Source organism: Streptomyces sp. GL_141 (genome assembly GCF_057834385.1).
Genome location: NZ_JBYQMI010000003.1, coordinates 81,671 through 99,980 on the forward strand (window position 1 = coordinate 81,671; position 18,310 = coordinate 99,980).

The following is an 18,310-nucleotide window of genomic DNA, read 5'->3' on the forward strand; positions in this document are numbered from 1 at the left end:
GGAACGCGGAATCAGTAGGCGACGGTGATGCGGGCCTGGATCGCGTCGCCGCGCTCCAGTTCGTCCGCGAAGGCGACCGCGTAGTCAGCGATGCTGATCTGGCTCTTTCCTTCGGCGTCCACCAGGAGCTGCTCACCGCCGACGCGATAGGTCCCGGTGCGCTCACCGGGCTCGATCTGGGCGGCCGGGGAGATGAACGTCCAGTCCAGGGAGCCGGCCTGGCGGTAGAGGGCGAGCGCTTCGCTCTGGGCGAGGGCGTTCTGCTTCCACATGGCCGGGAAGTTCGGGTTGTCGATGACCTTGACGCCCGGGGAGACCTCCAGGCTGCCGGCGCCGCCGAGGACCACGACACGGCGTACGCCGCTGCGGGTGAGGCCCTCGATGAGCGCGTTGGCCGCACCGACGATGATCTTGTGGTCGTCGTCGACGCCGAGCTTGGGGCCGACAGCCGAGGCGACGGCGTCGTAGCCCGCCGCGGACAGTTCGGCCACGGTGTCCGCGTTGGTGGCGTCGCCCGCGATCACCTTGAGGCCTTCGTGGCTGGTGCCCGCGATCTCGCCGGTACGGGTCACGCCGGTGACGGCGTGGCCGCGGGAGAGCAGTTCGCCGGCGATGGCGCTGCCGATGTGTCCGCTGGCTCCGAAAAGCAGGATGTTCATGGTGGTGCCTCTTCTTCCTCGGTGATTCTTCGGGGGGTGGTGCCGGACGAGGAGACGTCCCGCGGGCTAGTCCTCTTCGAGGAAGTCGGGCTGCTCGCGGATGATCTCGTCCCAGAGGAGCTGGAAGCTGAACCAGCCCAGCTGCTCGTTGCCGAAGCCGTCCCCAGCGGCGACGGCCTGCTCATGGGTGAAGCTCTTGGGCGTGCCCGCCGCCCGGGCGAGCAGCTGCACCTGGGCGCAGCTGTCGTAGGTGAAGAACCAGTGCACGGCCTCGTCGAGCGATCCGCCGACGGTTATCAGGCCGTGGTGGCGCAGCAGGATCGCGCGGTTGTCGCCGAGCTTCTCCGCGATGTCGCGGCCGAGTTCGGCCGAGACCGAGGGGCCCTCGTACTCCTCGTAGAGGACCTGGCGGTTGTAGAAGGCGGCGGACTCCTGGTCGATGGGGTCCAGCAGGCGGCCCAGGGCGCCCAGCGCGCGGGAGTGCGCGGTGTGGCCGTGGGCGGCCGCCGTGGCGCCCGGCTGCATCTCGTGGATGGCCGAGTGGATGACGAAGGCACTGGGGTTGACCCGGTGCTTGCCCTCCACGACGGTGCCCGCCGAGTCCACGCAGATGAGGTCGGCGACGCGGACCAGGTTGAAGGAGACGCCGAAGGGGTTCACCCAGAACCGGTCCTCGTGCTCCGGGTCGCGGACCGAGATGTGGCCCGAGATGCCCTCACCGAAGCCGTACTTTCCGAACAGCCGCAGCGCGGCGGCGAGCCGCTGCTTGCGGTGGCGGCGCGTCTCCTCGTGGGTGGCGAAGACCGGCTCGCTCGGGATCGGCAGGCCGGTGTGCGTGTCCGCCAGGTAGGCGGGCCGGTCGGTCTCGGTGACGCTCATGCTCGGGGGTCCTCATCTCCGGAATCTCCGGGTCGTTTTCCGGTGTCGGTACGGGTACGGGTGCGGGCGGCGGCCCGGCCGTGAGCGGGGCGGTCCCCGCCGGCGGCTAGACCGTGAGCAGGACGTCCTCGTTCTCCTGGGTCGCGGCCGTGACGGTCTCGGCGTGCTGCAGGATCGCGCCGACGATGTCCTGGCTGCGGTCGACCAGGGAGGGGATGCCGAAGGTGAAGAAGAGCGAGCCGGCCGCGATGTTCCCGAGCCCGTACAGGCGCGGGTCGGGCCGGCCGTTGGTGGTCAGCTGGCTGGTCGGACGCGCTATGTGCAGGCCGCCGTGGGGGTGGCGGCTGGCGACGCGGCTGCGCATCAGCGAGGTGACCAGGGGCGCGGCGCTGGTGGGGATGCGCCCCTCGGAGGCGTTGACCGCGCTGATGACGCGGTCGGCCGTGAAGTCGTGTCCCTCGGCGGTGACGACGTCGAAGCCGGCCTCGGGGTTCGGGGTGATGTTCTGCAGGCCGGCGACGATCTCCAGCTTGTCCGCCTCGACGAGGTCGAGGAGGACTCCGGCGCTGCCGGGCGGCATGGGGCAGCACAGGCTCATGATCGTGCGGTAGTGGGCGCGCAGCAGCTGGACCTTGTCCTGTTCGCGCAGCATCGGCCAGACGTCGGGGCCGGTCTCGGGGACGGCGCGCTGGAGGATGCGCAGACCCATGTGGGGGGAGTCGACCTCTTCGATCTGCCGGCGCAGCCGGTCGACCGGGTCCTCCAGGTCGACCCGGATGATCTCCGAGACCACCGCGTCCAGGTCGGCGCCCACGTCGCGGAACTCGGCCCGCATGATGGTGGCGATGTCCTCGAGGGTGACCTCGGGGTGGATCGCGGCCATCTCCTCCATCCGGTGCGGGGTGAAGTGCCGCAGCTCGAAGGGGACCGCCTTCTGCCGCACTCCGGGCAGGACGCCTCGCCGGGACAGCAGGCTGATCTTGCCCTGGTGGCCCTGCGCGGCCAGCGACAGGATGATGTCTATGGCGGTCAGGCCGCTGCCGATGATCGCGACGTGCTCCCGCTCGCCGACGTCCGCCAGCTTGTTGACGATCGGGTACGGGTCCCCCACGAAGCCGGGGGTGTCGCCCAGACCGTAGACGTCCTTGGGGCTGTCGCCGCCGACGCACAGGATGGCGTAGTCGAAGGCGCGGGCGCGGCCGTTGCCGGTGCGCAGCAGGACCCGGTTGGCGGCGCGGCTCGCGGAGGTGACGCCCTCGCCGACGAGGTCGACCCGCCAGCCCTGGCGGCGCAGTTCGCCGAGCCCGGCGTAGGCCGTCTGCTCGAGGTACTCGCCGTAGACGGTCCGGGGGGCGAAGCGGCTCCCGGACCAGCGGTCGACTCCGGTGCGGACCCCTATGACCTTGTCCCGCGTCTCCAGCCAGTTCTCGAAGTGCTGGAGGTCGCCGGCGCGCACGGACATGTCGTCGGGCGTCGCGTTGACCTTGAGGGTCTCGGTGTCGACCTGGTAGGCACGCCCGCGCCACAGGTGCGGTGACGGTTCGAAGACCGTGAGGCTGCCCGGTTCGCTTTGTGTTCGCGACAACGCGTCGATCAAGCAGACTGCAGCCGCGCCTCCTCCGACGATACCGATCGAGAATCCACGGGACATGTGTCAGTCACCAATCAATTCGTGGAAGGCGCGGGGTCGTCGTGCGCCGGCCTTGCTGTCCGCGATCACGGTGGCCCTTTCCTCGCCTACTCCGGGGATTCAGTGGGAGCCGCCGGCCGCCCCCGGTGCGGCGGGGGCGGGCCGGTCGGCCAATGGTTTTTGCTCTCTGCGACTCGGGTCCGTGCGACTCAGCCGGCGGAGTTCTTGAAGTTCTTCATCGAGACGGTGAAGTCCCCGCGGTTGGCGCGGTAGTCGATGCAGTACTCCTGCGGGTACCAGCCGGCGGTCTGCCACTGCTGCGGCTGCTTGATGGGCCAGCAGCGGCTCGGGTTGACCCCGGCGGCGACGCCCTCGAACCAGGCCTTCGTGATCATCGGCTCGAGGAAGCTGATCTTGGCGTCGTAGGAGCCGTAGATGAAGGTCTGGGTGAAGGCGGTGGAGTGCCATTCGGGCGAGTTCATGTCGACCAGGTGGTTGCCCATGGCCGCCTCGGCCACGTTGTTGTTCACGTAGTCCGTCGGCAGGTACTGCGGGGGGATCGGCTTGATGGCCGTCGCGTAGTCGTCGCAGTTGATGGCCAGGCCGCAGGGGCCGCTGCGGATCGCGTCGCGCTCCGCCTTGGACTGCGTGTAGAAGTGCATGTCGAAGTGCGGGACGGTGTAGATGTGCTCCGGCCCGTGACCCATCGGGTTGTAGTTCAGCAGGGCCCACTTGAGCGGCATCCCGGGCAGCGCGGTCAGCTGCGAGGGCAGCTCCAGCGGGCGCTCGTGGCCGCCGACGCACTCGGTGTGCTCGTTGACCGTGCCGTTGCCGTCCATGTCGTAGCAGTGGTTGCCGTCGGTCATGGTGGTCGGCAGGCCGGTCAGCGTGTCCTTGGGGAAGACGAAGCCGACGGTCTGCGGGGTGGTGCCGTTGATCTGCGCGTACGTGCGCACGGTGCCGTTGCCGAGCGGGCTCGGGGCGCCGTACGAGGCACAGGGCCCCGCGTAGGAGAGCGTCTCCTTGAGCAGGACCTGCGAGGCCCACTTCGCGACCTTGACGGTGCGCTCGCGGGTCGGGGCGTCCCGGGTCACCAGGCAGACGGTCACCGAGCCCGGCGTACGCGCCGCGGCCTCCGCGGTGGAGTCCGTGGCCTGCGCCGGGTTGCCGGGCAGGATCAGCAGGGTCAGGGCTGATATGGCCAGGGCCGCTCCGAGGAGCACCCGCCAGCTCAGCAGGTTCTTCGCGCGCACGTCACACCTGTTCCAGTTCGAATCTGTGGAATCCGCCCTGAAGGAAGATCAGGGGGGTCTGGGTCTCGCGGGCACCCATGGCGACGACTTCGCCGATGACCATCACGTGGTCACCCGCGACCACGTGGTCGCGCAGGCTGCACTCCATCCAGGCCGCCGCCTCGAACAGGAGCGTCCCGGTGGCCTCGCCCGGAGCGCCGGGAACCTCGGTCAGCGCCTGGTCGCGCTCGGGCCGCCGGCGCGCGAACGCGCGGGCCGTGGACTCGCCCTCGGCGCCGAGGATCGAGATTCCGACGACGCCGGTCCGCAGCAGCTCGGCGAAGAACTCCGAGTCGTGACGGAAGCTCAGGGACACCAGCGGCGGTTCCAGGGAGACGGAGGTGAGCGAGTTGACGGTGATCGCGTTGTGGGTGCGGACGCCGTCCTCGTCGGTGTAGGTGCTGACGACGCAGACTCCGGTGGCGAAGGAACGCATCACATCGCGCAGGTCGTGGTTCATGGCCGGGCCTCTCTGCTGGGCGCGGACGGGTGCGCGCGGCGCGTCGGCCGCGGGCACCCGTCCGTACGCGGGCTTGACGGTCAGTTGTCCTGGGCCCAGCGGCCGCGGGTCCAGCCATCGAGGTCGTAGTCGTCCAGGGCCCGCTGGACGAGGTCGCCGTAGTTGTCGAGCAGACCGGCGCCGCGCGACCAGTTCAGGGTGTCGAGGCGCACCTGGTCGGGACCGCCGGCGTAGTTGAGCTCGTACAGCTCGTGGCGGGCGCCGAACTCGGTGCCGATCGCGTCCCAGGCCAGCTTGAAGAGCTTGGTGCGCTCCTCGGCGGTGGCGCCGGTGCCGCGGTAGTAACGGTCGAGCAGCGGGCGCAGCTCGGGGTTCTGCAGGTCCTTGGCGCTGGACGGGGTCATCAGCAGCGCGCCCGCGAGGTGCTCCTCGAAGAAGCGGTGCGTGCGCTCCCAGCTGAGCGGGGCGAGCGCCCGGTAGCCGGCCGAGTAGTCCATGCGCGGCAGGACGGTGCCGGCCGGGCCGGCCTCCGGGTCCAGGGCCATGGCGCTGGTGACGGCCCAGGTCTGGTGGCGCCAGGCGAGCAGCTCGCCGAGGCCGGCCTGGACGCCGCGGAAGCCGTCCGTGCCGTTGATGCGGGTGCCCTTGTCGAGGATGCCCGCCATGAACTCGAGCTTGACCGACATGCGGATCGCGCCCTGGAAGAAGCCGCGGGAGAGCAGGCCGGAGCGCGGGAAGTACTGGTGGATCTTCTCGGTGTCCCGGTAGATCAGGACGTTCTCCCACGGGATGAACGCCTTGTCGAAGACCAGCACCGCGTCGTTCTCGTCGAACCGGCTGGAGAGCGGGTTGTCGAAGGGGCTGGTGGCCTGGCCCTCGTAGGAGGTGCGGCAGACGACCTTCATGCCGGGGGTGTTCAGCGGGGCCATGAAGGCCAGCGCCATGTCCTCGGCCTTGCCTGCTTCCAGGTTGGCCAGGTGGATCTGGCCGACGAAGGCGACGTTGCTCAGCGCCGAGGCGGTGGCCATGAGCTTGGCGCCCTCGACGACGATGCCGTCCCCGCGCTCCTCGACGACCTTGAGGTAGACGTCGCGGATCTCGTGCGCCGGCTTGTTGCGGTCGACGGGCGGGTTGACGATCGCGTGGCTGATCGAGAGGCCCTGACGGGCGTACTTCTCGTACCAGGCGCGGGCGTTGTCGCCGAAGGGCTCGTAGAAGTCGTGGGTGACGGCCAGGCCGGCCATGAACGACGCCTTGTAGTCGGGCGTGCGGTTCATGAAGCCGTAGCTCAGGCGGGCCCAGTGCTCGATGGCGTCGCGGGCCTTGATGAGGTCCTCGGGCGAGTGCGCCGGGGTGAAGAAGCGGTGGACGCGGTACCCCGTGTACCGGTCGACCGTCGTCATCAGGTCCTTGGTGTCCGGGTGGTGGAGCGCGTCGTAGAGGTGCGCGGTCGACCGCGCGGCCATGGCGAAGGCCGGGTGCGTCGTCACGTCCTTGACGAGCTCGCCGTCCACGAAGACCTGGCGGCCGTCACGCAGGCTCTCCAGGTAGGAGTCGCCCGTCATGAGGTCGTTCGGAGCCTCGCCGGCCGACTGATCCACTATCGGGACCTGACCCATTTTGGTGTCCTCTCCAGGGGTAATACAAGCGACCGCTGCCGGGCGCACAGTTCGATTGACCCGAGCGTAGGCTCGGCCGCCGATCAGCTCTTGCGGGGCTGCGCACGGACAATTGCCCATCTACGCCAACCCTGGCGCCAACACGTTCGAGGCAGTACGTCAACAACCAGATGGAGAAGCCTTGTCGACTTCGCAGAGAAGGGTCGCGGCACGCTTCTCAATATTGCGGAACAGTGAATTCCGAATGCCCGTAAATACCTTCGACCCGGCGTTGATCCAAGTAATTCGGATACGACAGCCGGGCCGAATGGAAATGAATTGCAAAAAGATGTCCGGCGGCTGGTCAGGCGGCGGGACGGGTGTGGCCGGCGGACGCCGCGTCGATGCAGGCGGCCTCGGCTATCAGAATGATCTTCTCTACGTGCGGCAGCAGCCGCATGCCCGCCTCGGTGAGCTGGACCCGGCCGCCGGCGCGATGGAACAGCTCGGCCCCGATGTAGTCCTCGAGGTTCTTGATGTGGGCGGTGACGCTGGGCTGCGAGTAGTGGAGGTTGCGGGCGGCGCGAGTGAAGCTCATCTCGGCGGCCACTTCACGGAACGAGCGTAACTGCTGGAACTGCACGGCAGGGGCTCCCTTCTGCGAGGCTCAGAGCCTCGGAGACTAGAAACATACCACGGTGCAGGTATAACTGCAGTACGAGGATTCGCGCTCAACTGCCCCGCACGACCGCGGACATACCTGTGGCCATGCCCGCAGGGAGGGCATGGCCACAGGTCAGCCGCTGCTTCGTGGTTGACAGCGGGTTGGGCGGAGTGGACTAGTCGGACATCTCCATCGGCGAGAGGAGGTCCCGGGCGATCTGCGGGAGCAGACGGTCGATCAGGACCCCCGTGCGCGCGGATCCGTCGGCGGCCCGCGGGATCGCGTCGACGGCCACCGCGTGCGAGAGCACCCACGGCATGCGCCGCTCGCAGGCGGCCAGCGCGGCCTGGCGTCCGCCGGCCTCCTGGTCCTCCTCCACGAGCGGTACGAAGGCCACCACCAGCGTCTCGCCCACCTCGGGCAGCCGGGTGCGCATCACCGCGATGTCCTGGACGCAGGGCAGGTCGAGGAGCTCGAGCTCGAGCGCGAAGAAGGCCGTCTCGAAGTCTTCCACCAGCACCTCGTCGTACGGCTGGTCGTCGAAGGAGGGAAGGTTCACGCGGACATCTCCTGTTGCATCGACTGCTCAAGCTGCAGGTTCAGAGTGATGATGGGCAGGACCGCGTCGAGGAGGTCCCCGGTGCGGATGCGGCCCGTCGGGCTGTACGGGATGGTGTCGACGGCGATGACGTGCGCGGGCAGCGACGGCACCCGGCGGGCGCAGGCCGCGCTGAGCGCCTGGTAGCCGGTGGCCTCGCGGCCGACCGCCACGGCGATGAAGGGCACCACGATCGCGTCGCCCAGCACCGCGCTGCTGACCCGCATGACGGCGGTGTCGCGCAGGCAGGGCAGGTTGAGCAGGTCCGACTCCAGCCGGAACAGCTCGGTGTCGACCGCCGAATCGCGGACCACCACGGGCACGTCGGTGACCCGCCCGGTGACCAGCAGCCGGCCGGTCTCGTCCACGTACCCGGACTCGTCGGTGACGAGGAAGCGCTCCGCGCCCCAGCCGAGGTCCAGCTCGGCGACCTGGGTCTCGCCGTCCAGGTAGCCGTCCATGACCTGGTGGCCCGCGAAGGCGAGGCGGCCGCTCTCGCCCTGCCCCACCGGCTGCCCGTCCTCGCCGAGGACGGCGACGGTGGTGCCGAGCGTGGTGTGGCCCGAGCGCGGCGGCGAGACCAGCAGCTCCTCGGGGCCCATGACGGCGGTCAGCCCGGTCTCCGCGCTGCCGAGCGCGGTGTGCAGCACCGGGCCGAGCCGCTCCCAGGCCGTGTTGACGGTCCATCGGCCCAGGTGGGCGCCGGGGGTGAGGAGGAACCGCAGGTGGCGGGTGCGCGGCGAGGGCTCGGCGGTCTCCGGCAGTCCGAGCACTCCGTGCAGGGTGGAGGGGGTGATCACGCCGGTGCTGACGCGCTCGGCGACGAGCAGGCCGGCCAGGGTCTCGGGGCCGGCCCCGTCCGCGAGGACGACGGTGGCGCCGATGCCGAGCATCGTGCGGGCCAGCGCGAGGGCCGTGGGCTCGGTCGGCGGGGCGGAGGCCAGGTGGACGTCGTCCCGGTTGAGCCCGAACTCGTCGACGAGGTCGACCAGGTGGCGGCCCTCGGAGGGGGTGCGGCGCACGGCGATCCGGGAGGGCCCCTCACTGCGCGCGCTGACCGCGAAGGACTCGTACGGCCGGGGCGCCGGCAGGGTGCGCAGGGGTTCGGCCGAGGTCAGCAGGTCGAAGTTGAGCGCCTGGTGCTTGCCGGGCGCGGCCGGGGCGCCGGGGGCCGTGATCCCGTCCAGGAGGACGTGCACGGCCTGCGGCCCGCTGGGCCAAACGAGCTGGTCGAGGGTGGCGCGGTGCTCCGAGGTCACGAAGACCACGGACGGCTCCAGCCAGGAGAGCACCTGGCCGAGATCGTCCGTGCCGCTCTGCGGGTCGAGACCGGTGCAGGAGACGCCGAGGGTGGCGCAGGCGCTCATCGCGACGGTGAGCTGCCAGCTGTTCCCGGCGAGGAAGACCGCCCGGACCGCGCCCTCTTGGGGCAGGTGCTCGGTGAGTCCTGCCGCGGTCCGCTCCACGGTCTCGGCGTACTGGCCCCAGGTCAGCCGCACCTGGCCGTCGACCAAGGCATCCCGCGTCACGCCGCCCGCCGCGTGCCGGCGGATGTCATCGAGCTTGATCATGTGGGTTCTCCGTGGTCGGTCAAGAGCCTCGTATGTGGCTCGGGGCCGCGCCCATGGAAACAAACCTGCATGAAGGTAGGCAACCGTCATCGGAAGATCTGATGTCGTCGCCCGAAGCACCGAATCTGCTGCGGAAAACCCTCCGCCGGGCGTCGAGGACGCCCGGCGGAGGCAAGCGGGGGAAAGCGATCGTTCCGCAGGACGCGTCGTCCCGCGGGAGGTACTAGTCCTGGAGCTCGGCCGGCTCCGCGAGTTCGCTCTCGGCCCGCTCCCGCAGATGCTTCTCCAGGTCGGCGATGACCCGCTCGGCACGGCCCGGGGCCATGTCCAGTTCGGCCAGTACCGTCGGCAGGGCGATGATCGGCATGATGTGCCTGAGCAGCACGGATACCCGTACTTCCAGGTCCTCCCAGTCGGTCAGCACCTCCGAGAGCACCTGCACTCCGGTGAAGGCGCCGACGAAGAGGTTGGCGACCGCGTCCAGGTCCACGTGCGCGTGGAGTTCACCGCACTCCCGGGCCTGCCCGAGTGCGAAACGGTTGTGGTCGATCCAGTCCTGGTAGGGACGCAAGCGGTCCGCGTGGTGACTTCCGCGCTCCAGGGAGAGCCTCAGGCTGCCCTGCACGATCGGATCACTGCGGATCTGAATGGCGAAGAGCATGCCCTTGTCGATCAGCTCCTGGAGCCGGGTGCTCCGCGGTACGAGCGGGAAGCCGAGCGTGTCGATCTGGCTGGCCAGAACGGCCTGGGCCAGCTCTTCCTTGCCCTTGAAGTAGTAGTAGAAGGCACCCTTGGTGAGGCCGAGCCGCTGGTACACGTCCGCGATCGTGGCCCCGTTGAAGCCCTTCTCCGCGAACACGGCGCCGGCCGCCTCGACGATGAGCTGCCGGGTGCGCCGAGAAGCCTCCCTCTGAGACACCCTCGCTCCTTCCACGATGCTGGCGGCCAATCATGCACCTCCTCGGGGGTACGAGCATGTCACCGAAAACAGCCGTTGCAAATTATACCAGGCAGCACGTATCTTGCGGCGACCGGGACATACCATCAGCGGCTCGAATCTGCCTTGGAGCCCGAGGGGGAGTTCATGTTAATAACGTCTTATCCGGCCGAAAACGCCCAAAGACCGTCGGTCGGGGTCTCAGATGCAAGGCTTCCGGCCGTACCGCACTGGCTTGTACACCGCCCGGACACCTCCGAGGTGTTCCTCTCCGACTGGGAACGAACCGGTACCGACCGGTTCAATGTGTCCCTGCGTTGGCCGGAAAACCATCCTTTCCATACCGCGCTCCACGGTTTCCGTTCTCCGGCCGTCATCGCGGAGGCCATTCGCCAGACGGGAATTCTGCTCTCCCACGCCGAGTACGGCGTCCCCCTCGGGCACCAGTTCGTCATGTCCGACATCCACTACCGGATCGATCCCGAACTCCTGGGAACGGACGGCGACTCCCCCGTCCACATCGACGTGACGTGCACGGACATCAAGCGCCGGGGCAACCGGTTCTCCGGCATGGTCTGCCACATGACCGTGGTGCGGGACGGCCGGGTCATCGCCACCGGCGGCGGCAGTCTGACGTGCACCTCTCCCGGCGCCTACCGCCGGATGCGGGGCGAGTACGCCGACGCCCGGCCGCTCCTGCCCGTGCCGGAACCGGTGCACCCCGCCCTCGTGCTGCGGACCGACCCCGCCCACGTCCTGCTGGCTCCCACCAGGGATCCCCGGTGCTGGACCCTGCGGCCGCACACCACGAGCAAGACGCTGTTCGCACACGAAAACGATCATGTGCCCGGCATGGTCCTCCTGGAGGCCTCCCACCAGGCCGCCTTCGCCGTCGCCGGCACGACCCGGATGTACCCCACCGCGCTGCGCCTGGCCTTCGACCGGTACGCGGAGTTCAACACCCCCTGCCTGGTTCAGGCACAGCCGGTGACCCGGAACCGGGACAACACCCTCTCCCTGAGTGTCACCGGCCACCAGAGCGGCCGACGCGTCTTCCTCGCCCTGCTCGAAGCAATTCCCGTTTCCGCCTGATCTCCGCCATTTCCAGTGAAATGGGGAGCGGTTTCTCGCGATCCACTGTCCGAGACACCCATGCTCAAAGTGGCGGGAAGGGCGGCGACATGCCAGCCTGTGACGTCACCCGACTCACCGTCACCAGCAGTTGTAGGAGGGATACTCCTGTGAGCAGGCAGTGCCCGTTCGTCATCGATCCGCTCGGCCAGGACATTCACGGAGAGATCAAGGAAATACGCTCCCGCGGGCGTGCCGTCAGAATCGTGCTCCCCGGTGGTGTGGAGGCGTGGTCCGTCACGGACTACGCACTCGTGAAACGCCTGCTCACCGATCCCCGGGTGTCGAAGGACGCCTACCGGCACTGGCCGGCGTGGATCAGCGGAGAAGTCGACCAGGAGTGGCCGCTGGCCATTTGGGTCTCGGTGCAGAACATGGTCACCGCCTACGGCGAGGAGCACGCGCGCCTGCGCAAGCCGGTGGCGGGGGAGTTCACCATGCGCCGGGTGGCCGCCCTGCGGCCGCGGGTCGAGGAAATCGCCGACGGGTTGCTGGACCGCCTGGAACGGCTCCCGGCGGAACAGACCGTGGACCTCCGCAAGGAATTCGCCCACGTACTGCCGCACGCGGTCGTCTGCGAGCTTTTCGGAATTCCGCATTCCGCGCGTGATCCGCTCCAGACGATCATCGACAGCTTCTTCGCCACCTCGATCACCCCCGAGGACGCGATGGCGAATGGCATAGCCATGTACGAGATCCTGAATGAGGTCGTCGCGCACAAGAGGGAGAATCCCGCCGACGACCTGACCTCGGGACTCGTCGCCGCACGCGACTCGGGCGCGGCGGACATGAGCGAGAAAGAACTGCTCGACAATCTCATCCTCCTCTTCACCGCCGGGTACGAGACGACGGTGAACCTCATCGACAACGCGGTCGTCTCCCTGCTCACGCACCCCGAGCAGCTCGAACTCGTACGGGCCGGCAAGGCCTCGTGGGAGGACGTGATCGACGAGTCCCTGCGCGTGGACCCGCCCGGCGCGCACAGCATCCTGCGCTACGCCGTCGAGCCGATCGAGATCGACGACGACGTGCGGATCCCGCAGGGCGACCCGATCGTCATCTGCTTCGCCGGAGCGGGCCGCGACCCCCTCCAGCACGGGGCCGGGGCGGACCTCTTCGACATCACCCGCGACACCCGCGCCGATCACGTCTCGTTCGGGTACGGAGCCCACCACTGCCTCGGCGTGAACCTGGCCCGGATGGAGGTCGCCATCGCGCTGTCGGCGCTCTTCGAGCGGTTTCCCGACGTCGCCCTGGCCGTGCCGGCCGATGAACTCCGGCCGAAGTTCTCGTTCGTTTCGAACGGCCACCGGACGGTTCCCGTGACGCTGGGCCCGCCCAGCGCTCACAACGGGTCGATTTCCAGCCAATAGTGCCCGGGGCGACCTCCTCCCCCGAAGACTCCACCGGACCGCGGCAGACCGAAGGCGGAAGACTCACCATGACGGAAAAGAACGGCCTCCTTGTGGGCAGGCGTGCCCTGATCACCGGCGCCAGCAGCGGCATCGGGGCGGCCGCCGCCCGGGTGTTCTGCGAGAACGGCGCGTCGGTGCTCCTCACCGCCCGGCGCGAGGAGGAACTGGCCACCCTCACCCGCGAGCTGACGGACGAGGGCTTCACCGCCGCCTACGCGGTGGTCGACGTGGCCCGCGCCGAAGAGGTCAAGGCCGCGGTGGACAAGGCGGTGGAGCTCTTCGGGGGCCTGGACGCCGCCTTCAACAACGCGGGGCTGGGCACCGTGCCCGCGCCGCTGCACCTCACCGAGGACGCGGACTTCGAGGCCGTCATGGCCACCAATGTCCGCGGCACCTGGAACTGCATGAAGTACGAGATCGCCGCGATGCTGCCGGGCGGCGGGGCCATCGTGAACAACAGCAGCGTCGCTGGCCTGGTCAGCACTCCGGCGGCCGCCGCGTACATCGCCTCGAAGCACGCGATCATCGGGCTGACGAAGGCGGCCTCCGAGTACTCCGCCCAGGGCGTCCGGGTCAACGCCATCGCTCCCGGCACCACGCGCAGCGAGATGATGGCCCAGTGGTTCGACCTGAACCCGGGCCTGGAGGAGCACTTGCACACCATGGCCCCGCTGCCGCGCACGGCGGACCCGCGCGAGATCGCGCACGCGGCCGCGTGGCTGCTGAGCGACCAGGCGTCCTTCGTGGTCGGCGCGACGGTCCCGGTGGACGGGGGCTGGACCGCCCGCTGACGGCTGGGCACGAGGGCGTTCGCCCGCGCAACGGGAAAACGGGGGACACGGGGGAACACGGGGGAACACGGCGGAACCCCGGGGCGAAGGAGAGAAGAAGAGCTGTACGGGCACACGGGGGCACCCGGCCGGGCCGGGTCCGCGCCGATAAAGTCACTCCATGCAGATATCCGAAAGACGCAGGGTGATCGTCCTGGCGGGAGCCACCGGTTTCATCGGCTCGGCCGCACTGGACGCCCTGGCCCACCGTCCCGGCGTCCTGGTGCGGGCCCTCGCCCGCACCCCCGGTGCGGAGCGCGAAGGCATCGAGTGGGTGTGTGCGGACCTGGGCGACCCCGACTCGCTGCGCGGGGTCTGCGAGGGCGCGGCCGTGCTGGTGAACCTGGCCTCCTACATCGGGCGGGACGAGGAGCGCTGCCACACGGTCAACGTCCTGGGCGGCGAGGCCCTCCTCGCGGAGGCCGCGCGGGCGGGGGTGCGCCGGATCGTCCACCTGTCCACGGCCGCGGTCTACGGCAACGTCCCGCACCGCGGGATCGAGGTCGACGAGGTGGCCCCGGATCCGGTGTCCGCCGCGAGCCGCACCCGGCTGGCGGCGGAGGCCCCGGTGCTGGCCGCCGGCGGCACCGTCCTGCGGCCGGGTCTGGTGCTGGGCGCGGGTGACCGCTGGGTGGTCCCGGCCCTGGCCGAGCTGATCGACCGGGTCCCGGCCAGCTGGGACGGCGGCCGCGCGCTGCTGTCCGTGATCGACGTCGGCGAGCTGGCCCGCCTGATCGAGGCCCTGGCCACGGACCCGGGCCCCGTCGCGGGCGGGATCCACCACGCGAGCCACCCCGCCGCGGTGACCAGCGCCGACCTCGTGTCGGCCCTGGCCGCCGAAGGGATCGTGCCGGAGGTGCGCGAGGAGTGGTCGTGGGACCGCTGCGTGGAACAGCTCCGCGTGCGCCCCGGCCGGGTGACGGAGCGGCAGTTCTCCCTGCTGGCCCGCGACTACCACCAGCGCGCCGACCCCATCTGGCGGCTGACCCGCCTGCGCCCCGCCTCCACGCCCCTCGCCCTGCTCCCCTCCGCCGCCCCCTGGTACCGCGCCCACCTGGCCGGCACCTGAAGCCACATCAGCGGGTGCCTTCGCCGTCCTCCCCGTGGACGATCCGAAAGCGACGGCCGGTGCGGTCCGCCGGATCCCGGTCGGCCACACGAACAGGTGCCCAGACCCACTGCCAGACACCGACCCCCGGTGTCCGGGAGAACCGGATCGGCCCGCGGGTGCCCTCGACCTCCACCCGCGGCCACGCCCCGGCGACGGCCGCCCGCTCCGTGCCGTACACACGCAGCACCTCGGCGAGGACGGTGACGCTGTCCCAGCCCTCGAAGGCCACGAACGAGGGCTCCTCGCCCAACCGCTCGCGGAGCTCCTTGCCCACCCGCTCGCCGAGCGGCCCGAGCCGCTCGGGCAGGTAGCGCAGGAACGGGATCCCGACGCCGTCCTCGCCCAGCGCCCCGGCCCATCCGGCGAACTCCGGCTGTCCGGCCGGAGCCCCGATCAGGACGTCCCCGAGCCGCCGGTCGCCCCGTACGGCCCTGACGATCGCCGCCGCCGGCTCCGGATACCCGACCAGCAGCAGGAGCGCGCTGGCCCCCTCCTCGACGAGGGTGTCGCACAGCCCCTCGGCAGGGTCCCCCTCCACACCGATCTCGACGACGCTGCCGCCGCGGGCGGCAAAGCACTCCCGCAGGATGCGGGTCCCGGAAGCCCAGTACACGCTCGGCTGGGTCGCCACGGCGATCCTGCGGTGGCCCGCCCCGAGCAGGAACTCCGCGTAGGTCCGCCAGCCGTGGGACTGGGCCGGGGCCAGGCGCGCGACCCACTCCGTCGGCTCCTCGGTGAGCGCGTCGAGCACCGCGGAGGAGCAGAGGAACGGCACACCGAGGGCGTCGGCCCGAGCGGCGGCGGCCCGGGCGACGACGCTGTGGTACTCCCCCACCACGGCGGCCACACCCAGCCCGGCCAGCTCCTCCACGGCCGCGGCGGCCCGCTCCGGATCGGCCGCGGTATCCCGAACCACAAGCTCCAGCGCCCGGCCGTCGATCCCTCCCCCGTCGTTGACCTCACCCACGGCCAGCTCGAGCCCCGCGAGCAACTGCCGCCCCGCATCGACCCACCCGGGCCGCATCAACGGCACGAGAGCCCCCAACCGCACGACCGCCCCACCACCCCGCCCCAACACCCCTGCCGACCGACTCACCACGCTGCGCTCCTCTCCCCCACACCAACCCACCCGAACCCGGCCGACGCCCCACCCGCCCCCCGGACGCTCACACCCCTCGGGAACCGACTCCCCACCCCCGACGTCGTCGTACGAGCCGCACCACACACTCCCCACGGAACAGACAGGAACGGCCCCATGACCCAGGCAAACGCGGGCCCGCCCCCCAGCTCAACCCCCAACTCAACCCCCGGCCCCACCACCCGACCCCGCCCCCTCCTCCCTCGCCCCCTCCCCTGGCCCACGGCCAGAACCACGGCCGGGCCAACAGCCCTCGCCGTGCTGATCTCCCTACTCCTCGCCGCACTCCTCACCCGCCCCTCCCTCGTCCCCAACACCCCCGGCCACCCCGGCAGCTTGCTGGAGACGTTCCTCCCCTGGCTCGGCCTGGCCGTCCCCCTCCTCCTCGCCCTGGCCCTCCGACGCCGCTCCGCGGCCACCGCCCTGGCCCTCCTGCTCCCCACCGCCGCCTGGCTGAGCCAATTCGGCACCCTCCTCCCCCACCCGGCCACCCCCACGGCCACCACGCACACCACCCTCACCACCGTCCAGCACAACATCAGCGACGAGAACCAGAACCCCTCCCGCACGGCCAAGGCCCTAGCCGCCCCGCACCCCGCCCTCATCGCCGTCGAGGAGCTCACCCCCGCCGCCATCACGGCCTTCACCGAGACCCTCGGCGCCGACTACCCCCACCACGCCACCCACGGCACGGTCGGCCTCTGGTCGACGTACCCGCTCACGGACGTCCGCCCCGTCGACATCAGGCCGTCGGCCCTCGCCGACGACCCGCACTGGAACCGCGCCCTGCGCGCCACCGCCGCCACCCCCGCCGGGCCCGTCGCCGTCTACGTCGTCCACCTGCCCTCCCTGCGCCTCGGTGCCTCCGGCTTCGGCTCCGCCCGCCGCGACGAGAGCGCCGTCCTCCTCGGCGCCGTCCTCGCCGCGGAGCCCGCCGACCGCGTCGTCCTGCTCGGGGACCTCAACGGCACCGCCGACGACCGCGGCCTGGCCCCCGTCCGCACCGCCCTGGCAGCACAAGCAACGCCCGCCACCCCCGGCTTCGCCTTCACCTGGCCCGCGGCCTTCCCCCTGGCCCGGATCGACCAGATCCTGGCCCGCTCGGGCACCGTCACCCACGTCCGTACGCTCCCCGCCACCGCCAGCGATCACCTGCCCCTCACCGCCGACATCCGGTTCGATTAACGTACGTTCATGACTGAATTCGTACTGGTGGCAGGCGCCTGGCTGGGAGCAGCGGCATGGGACGAGGTGGCCGCCGAACTCCGCACCGCACTGCACGGCACGGACGGCGACCACGAGGTCCACGCACTGACCCTGTCCGGCCTCGCGGACAAGCGGGGCGTCGCAGCCGGCCAGCAGACCCACGTCACGGACATAGTCGACGCCATCGACGAGCTCGGCCTGCGCGATGTGGTCCTCGTGGGCCACAGTTACTCCGGCATCCCGGTCGGCCAGGCCGCCGAGCGGATCGGCGCCCGCCTGAACCGGGTGGTCTTCGTCGATGCCAACGTCCCCGTCCACGACGGATCCTTCGTCTCCGGCTGGCCGGAAGGCCGCTCCGCCGTAGAGGCCTCGATCGCCGCGCACGACGGTTTCTGGCCGCCCCTGCAGGCCGCCGACTTCGAGGGCCAGGGTCTCACCGACGAGCAGACCGCCCGGCTCCTCGCCGGTGCCACCCCGCACCCGGGCGCCACGCTCACCGAACCGGCCGTACTGACCCACCCGCTCGCCGAGCTCCCCGCGACCTACGTCAAATGCCTGCTGGACGGCGCCGACCCCCACCCCGACGTGGCGAAGCTCCTGGCCACCGGCCCGGACTGGCAGTGGGTCACCCTGAACACGGGCCACTGGCCGATGTTCTCCGCCCCGTCCGCCCTGGCCCGCGTCCTCCTCGACGCCGCCGCGCAGGACACCCCGCCGCCGGCTTCCGGTCTCCGCATCCACTCGGTGGACGCCGCTTCCGAAGCCGCCCTGAGCGACTGGCAGCACGTCCACAACACCGTCATCCCGACGGCCGTCCTCTCCCTGGAAGACGTACGGGAGCGCTCCGCGCGCCACGTCCTGCACGTCGCCCACCTCGGCGACACCCTCGTCGGATGCACGACGCTCCGGCCCCCCGCCGCCGGCTCCACGACCGCCACCGTGATCGCGCGCGTCCTGCCCGCGTACCGGGGACGGGGTTTCGGCCGGGAGCTGTACTCCTACGCACTCGCCCAGGCACGGTCCCTCGGCGCCGAGGTGATCGAGACCGTGGTGCTCGCCTCCAACCCGGAGGGCCTGGACTTCGCGCGCCGAGCGGGCTTCACCGAGTTCGACCGCTACGTCCTCCCCGGCGACACCGTGCCCTTCGTAGACCTGCGCCTCGCGTGAGCGTCCGCTGGGTGCGCCTCGAAC

Annotated in this window: 17 protein-coding genes and 1 pseudogene; 7 read left to right on the plus strand and 11 right to left on the minus strand. The window is 70.5% G+C overall.

Translation table 11 applies throughout. The features are described from left to right. Nucleotides 1-11: 11 nt before the first annotated feature. The 10 genes from AC3IX6_RS40195 to AC3IX6_RS40240 all read right to left on the minus strand — a co-directional run bounded on the left by AC3IX6_RS40195 (nucleotide 12) and on the right by AC3IX6_RS40240 (nucleotide 10,270). Nucleotides 12-659, minus strand: a complete 648-nt coding sequence (locus tag AC3IX6_RS40195; protein WP_489371911.1) for an NAD(P)-dependent oxidoreductase — start codon at nucleotides 657-659, stop codon at nucleotides 12-14. A 66-nt stretch (nucleotides 660-725) separates the two neighbouring features. Beyond that, nucleotides 726-1,538 (minus strand): class II aldolase/adducin family protein, encoded by an 813-nt coding sequence (locus AC3IX6_RS40200; RefSeq protein WP_389694236.1) that lies wholly within the window; start codon nucleotides 1,536-1,538, stop codon nucleotides 726-728. Between the two features lie 106 nt (nucleotides 1,539-1,644). Then, complete coding sequence (locus tag AC3IX6_RS40205) at nucleotides 1,645-3,189, minus strand: FAD/NAD(P)-binding protein (RefSeq protein ID WP_489371912.1); 1,545 nt, start codon at nucleotides 3,187-3,189, stop codon at nucleotides 1,645-1,647. Nucleotides 3,190-3,377: 188 nt separating this feature from the next. Further along, nucleotides 3,378-4,421 carry a hypothetical protein gene (locus AC3IX6_RS40210; RefSeq protein WP_489371913.1) on the minus strand — a complete coding sequence of 348 codons (1,044 nt, stop codon included), beginning with the start codon at nucleotides 4,419-4,421 and terminating at the stop codon, nucleotides 3,378-3,380. A gap of 1 nt (nucleotide 4,422) precedes the next feature. Next, nucleotides 4,423-4,920, minus strand: coding sequence for a flavin reductase family protein (locus AC3IX6_RS40215; RefSeq protein WP_489371914.1), 498 nt, complete (start codon nucleotides 4,918-4,920; stop codon nucleotides 4,423-4,425). Nucleotides 4,921-5,000: 80 nt separating this feature from the next. Then, nucleotides 5,001-6,485 (minus strand): 4-hydroxyphenylacetate 3-hydroxylase family protein, encoded by a 1,485-nt coding sequence (locus AC3IX6_RS40220; protein ID WP_489371957.1) that lies wholly within the window; start codon nucleotides 6,483-6,485, stop codon nucleotides 5,001-5,003. Nucleotides 6,486-6,882: 397 nt separating this feature from the next. After that, complete coding sequence (locus AC3IX6_RS40225) at nucleotides 6,883-7,116, minus strand: LysR family transcriptional regulator (RefSeq protein WP_430625857.1); 234 nt, start codon at nucleotides 7,114-7,116, stop codon at nucleotides 6,883-6,885. A gap of 241 nt (nucleotides 7,117-7,357) precedes the next feature. Then, complete coding sequence (locus tag AC3IX6_RS40230; RefSeq protein ID WP_250744325.1) at nucleotides 7,358-7,741, minus strand: hypothetical protein; 384 nt, start codon at nucleotides 7,739-7,741, stop codon at nucleotides 7,358-7,360. Continuing rightward, nucleotides 7,738-9,351: a class I adenylate-forming enzyme family protein gene (locus tag AC3IX6_RS40235; RefSeq protein WP_489371915.1), complete on the minus strand. Its 1,614-nt coding sequence runs from the start codon at nucleotides 9,349-9,351 to the stop codon at nucleotides 7,738-7,740. Before AC3IX6_RS40235 ends, AC3IX6_RS40230 begins: the two co-directional genes overlap by 4 nt. A 223-nt stretch (nucleotides 9,352-9,574) precedes the next feature. Beyond that, entirely contained in the window at nucleotides 9,575-10,270 is a 696-nt protein-coding gene (locus AC3IX6_RS40240; RefSeq protein ID WP_489371916.1) for a ScbR family autoregulator-binding transcription factor, read from the minus strand. Nucleotides 10,271-10,435: 165 nt separating this feature from the next. Between AC3IX6_RS40240 and AC3IX6_RS40245 the strand changes: the two genes are divergently transcribed. From AC3IX6_RS40245 to AC3IX6_RS40260, 4 genes are all read left to right on the plus strand, one after another. After that, on the plus strand, nucleotides 10,436-11,380 hold the full coding sequence (locus AC3IX6_RS40245; protein ID WP_489371917.1) for a ScbA/BarX family gamma-butyrolactone biosynthesis protein: 945 nt from the start codon (nucleotides 10,436-10,438) through the stop codon (nucleotides 11,378-11,380). A 149-nt stretch (nucleotides 11,381-11,529) separates the two neighbouring features. After that, nucleotides 11,530-12,792 (plus strand): cytochrome P450 family protein, encoded by a 1,263-nt coding sequence (locus AC3IX6_RS40250; RefSeq protein ID WP_489371918.1) that lies wholly within the window; start codon nucleotides 11,530-11,532, stop codon nucleotides 12,790-12,792. A gap of 68 nt (nucleotides 12,793-12,860) precedes the next feature. After that, complete coding sequence (locus AC3IX6_RS40255) at nucleotides 12,861-13,625, plus strand: SDR family NAD(P)-dependent oxidoreductase (protein WP_489371919.1); 765 nt, start codon at nucleotides 12,861-12,863, stop codon at nucleotides 13,623-13,625. A 160-nt stretch (nucleotides 13,626-13,785) separates the two neighbouring features. Beyond that, nucleotides 13,786-14,733 (plus strand): NAD-dependent epimerase/dehydratase family protein, encoded by a 948-nt coding sequence (locus AC3IX6_RS40260; RefSeq protein WP_489371920.1) that lies wholly within the window; start codon nucleotides 13,786-13,788, stop codon nucleotides 14,731-14,733. A gap of 7 nt (nucleotides 14,734-14,740) precedes the next feature. Here the strand turns inward: AC3IX6_RS40260 and AC3IX6_RS40265 are convergent, their stop codons facing one another. Continuing rightward, nucleotides 14,741-15,820 carry an ABC transporter substrate-binding protein gene (locus AC3IX6_RS40265; protein WP_489371958.1) on the minus strand — a complete coding sequence of 360 codons (1,080 nt, stop codon included), beginning with the start codon at nucleotides 15,818-15,820 and terminating at the stop codon, nucleotides 14,741-14,743. A 354-nt stretch (nucleotides 15,821-16,174) separates the two neighbouring features. On the opposite strand from AC3IX6_RS40265, the gene AC3IX6_RS40270 reads away from it, so the two are divergent. The 3 genes and pseudogenes from AC3IX6_RS40270 to AC3IX6_RS40280 all read left to right on the plus strand — a co-directional run bounded on the left by AC3IX6_RS40270 (nucleotide 16,175) and on the right by AC3IX6_RS40280 (nucleotide 18,286). Beyond that, the gene (locus tag AC3IX6_RS40270) at nucleotides 16,175-17,098 is read left to right on the plus strand and encodes an endonuclease/exonuclease/phosphatase family protein (RefSeq protein WP_489371960.1); all 924 of its coding nucleotides are present in this window, start codon (nucleotides 16,175-16,177) and stop codon (nucleotides 17,096-17,098) included. 9 nt (nucleotides 17,099-17,107) lie between these two features. Next, nucleotides 17,108-17,824, plus strand: a pseudogene (locus tag AC3IX6_RS40275) (alpha/beta fold hydrolase); the annotation flags it as partial. A 30-nt stretch (nucleotides 17,825-17,854) separates the two neighbouring features. Then, nucleotides 17,855-18,286 (plus strand): GNAT family N-acetyltransferase, encoded by a 432-nt coding sequence (locus tag AC3IX6_RS40280; protein ID WP_489371962.1) that lies wholly within the window; start codon nucleotides 17,855-17,857, stop codon nucleotides 18,284-18,286. Nucleotides 18,287-18,310: the final 24 nt, after the last annotated feature.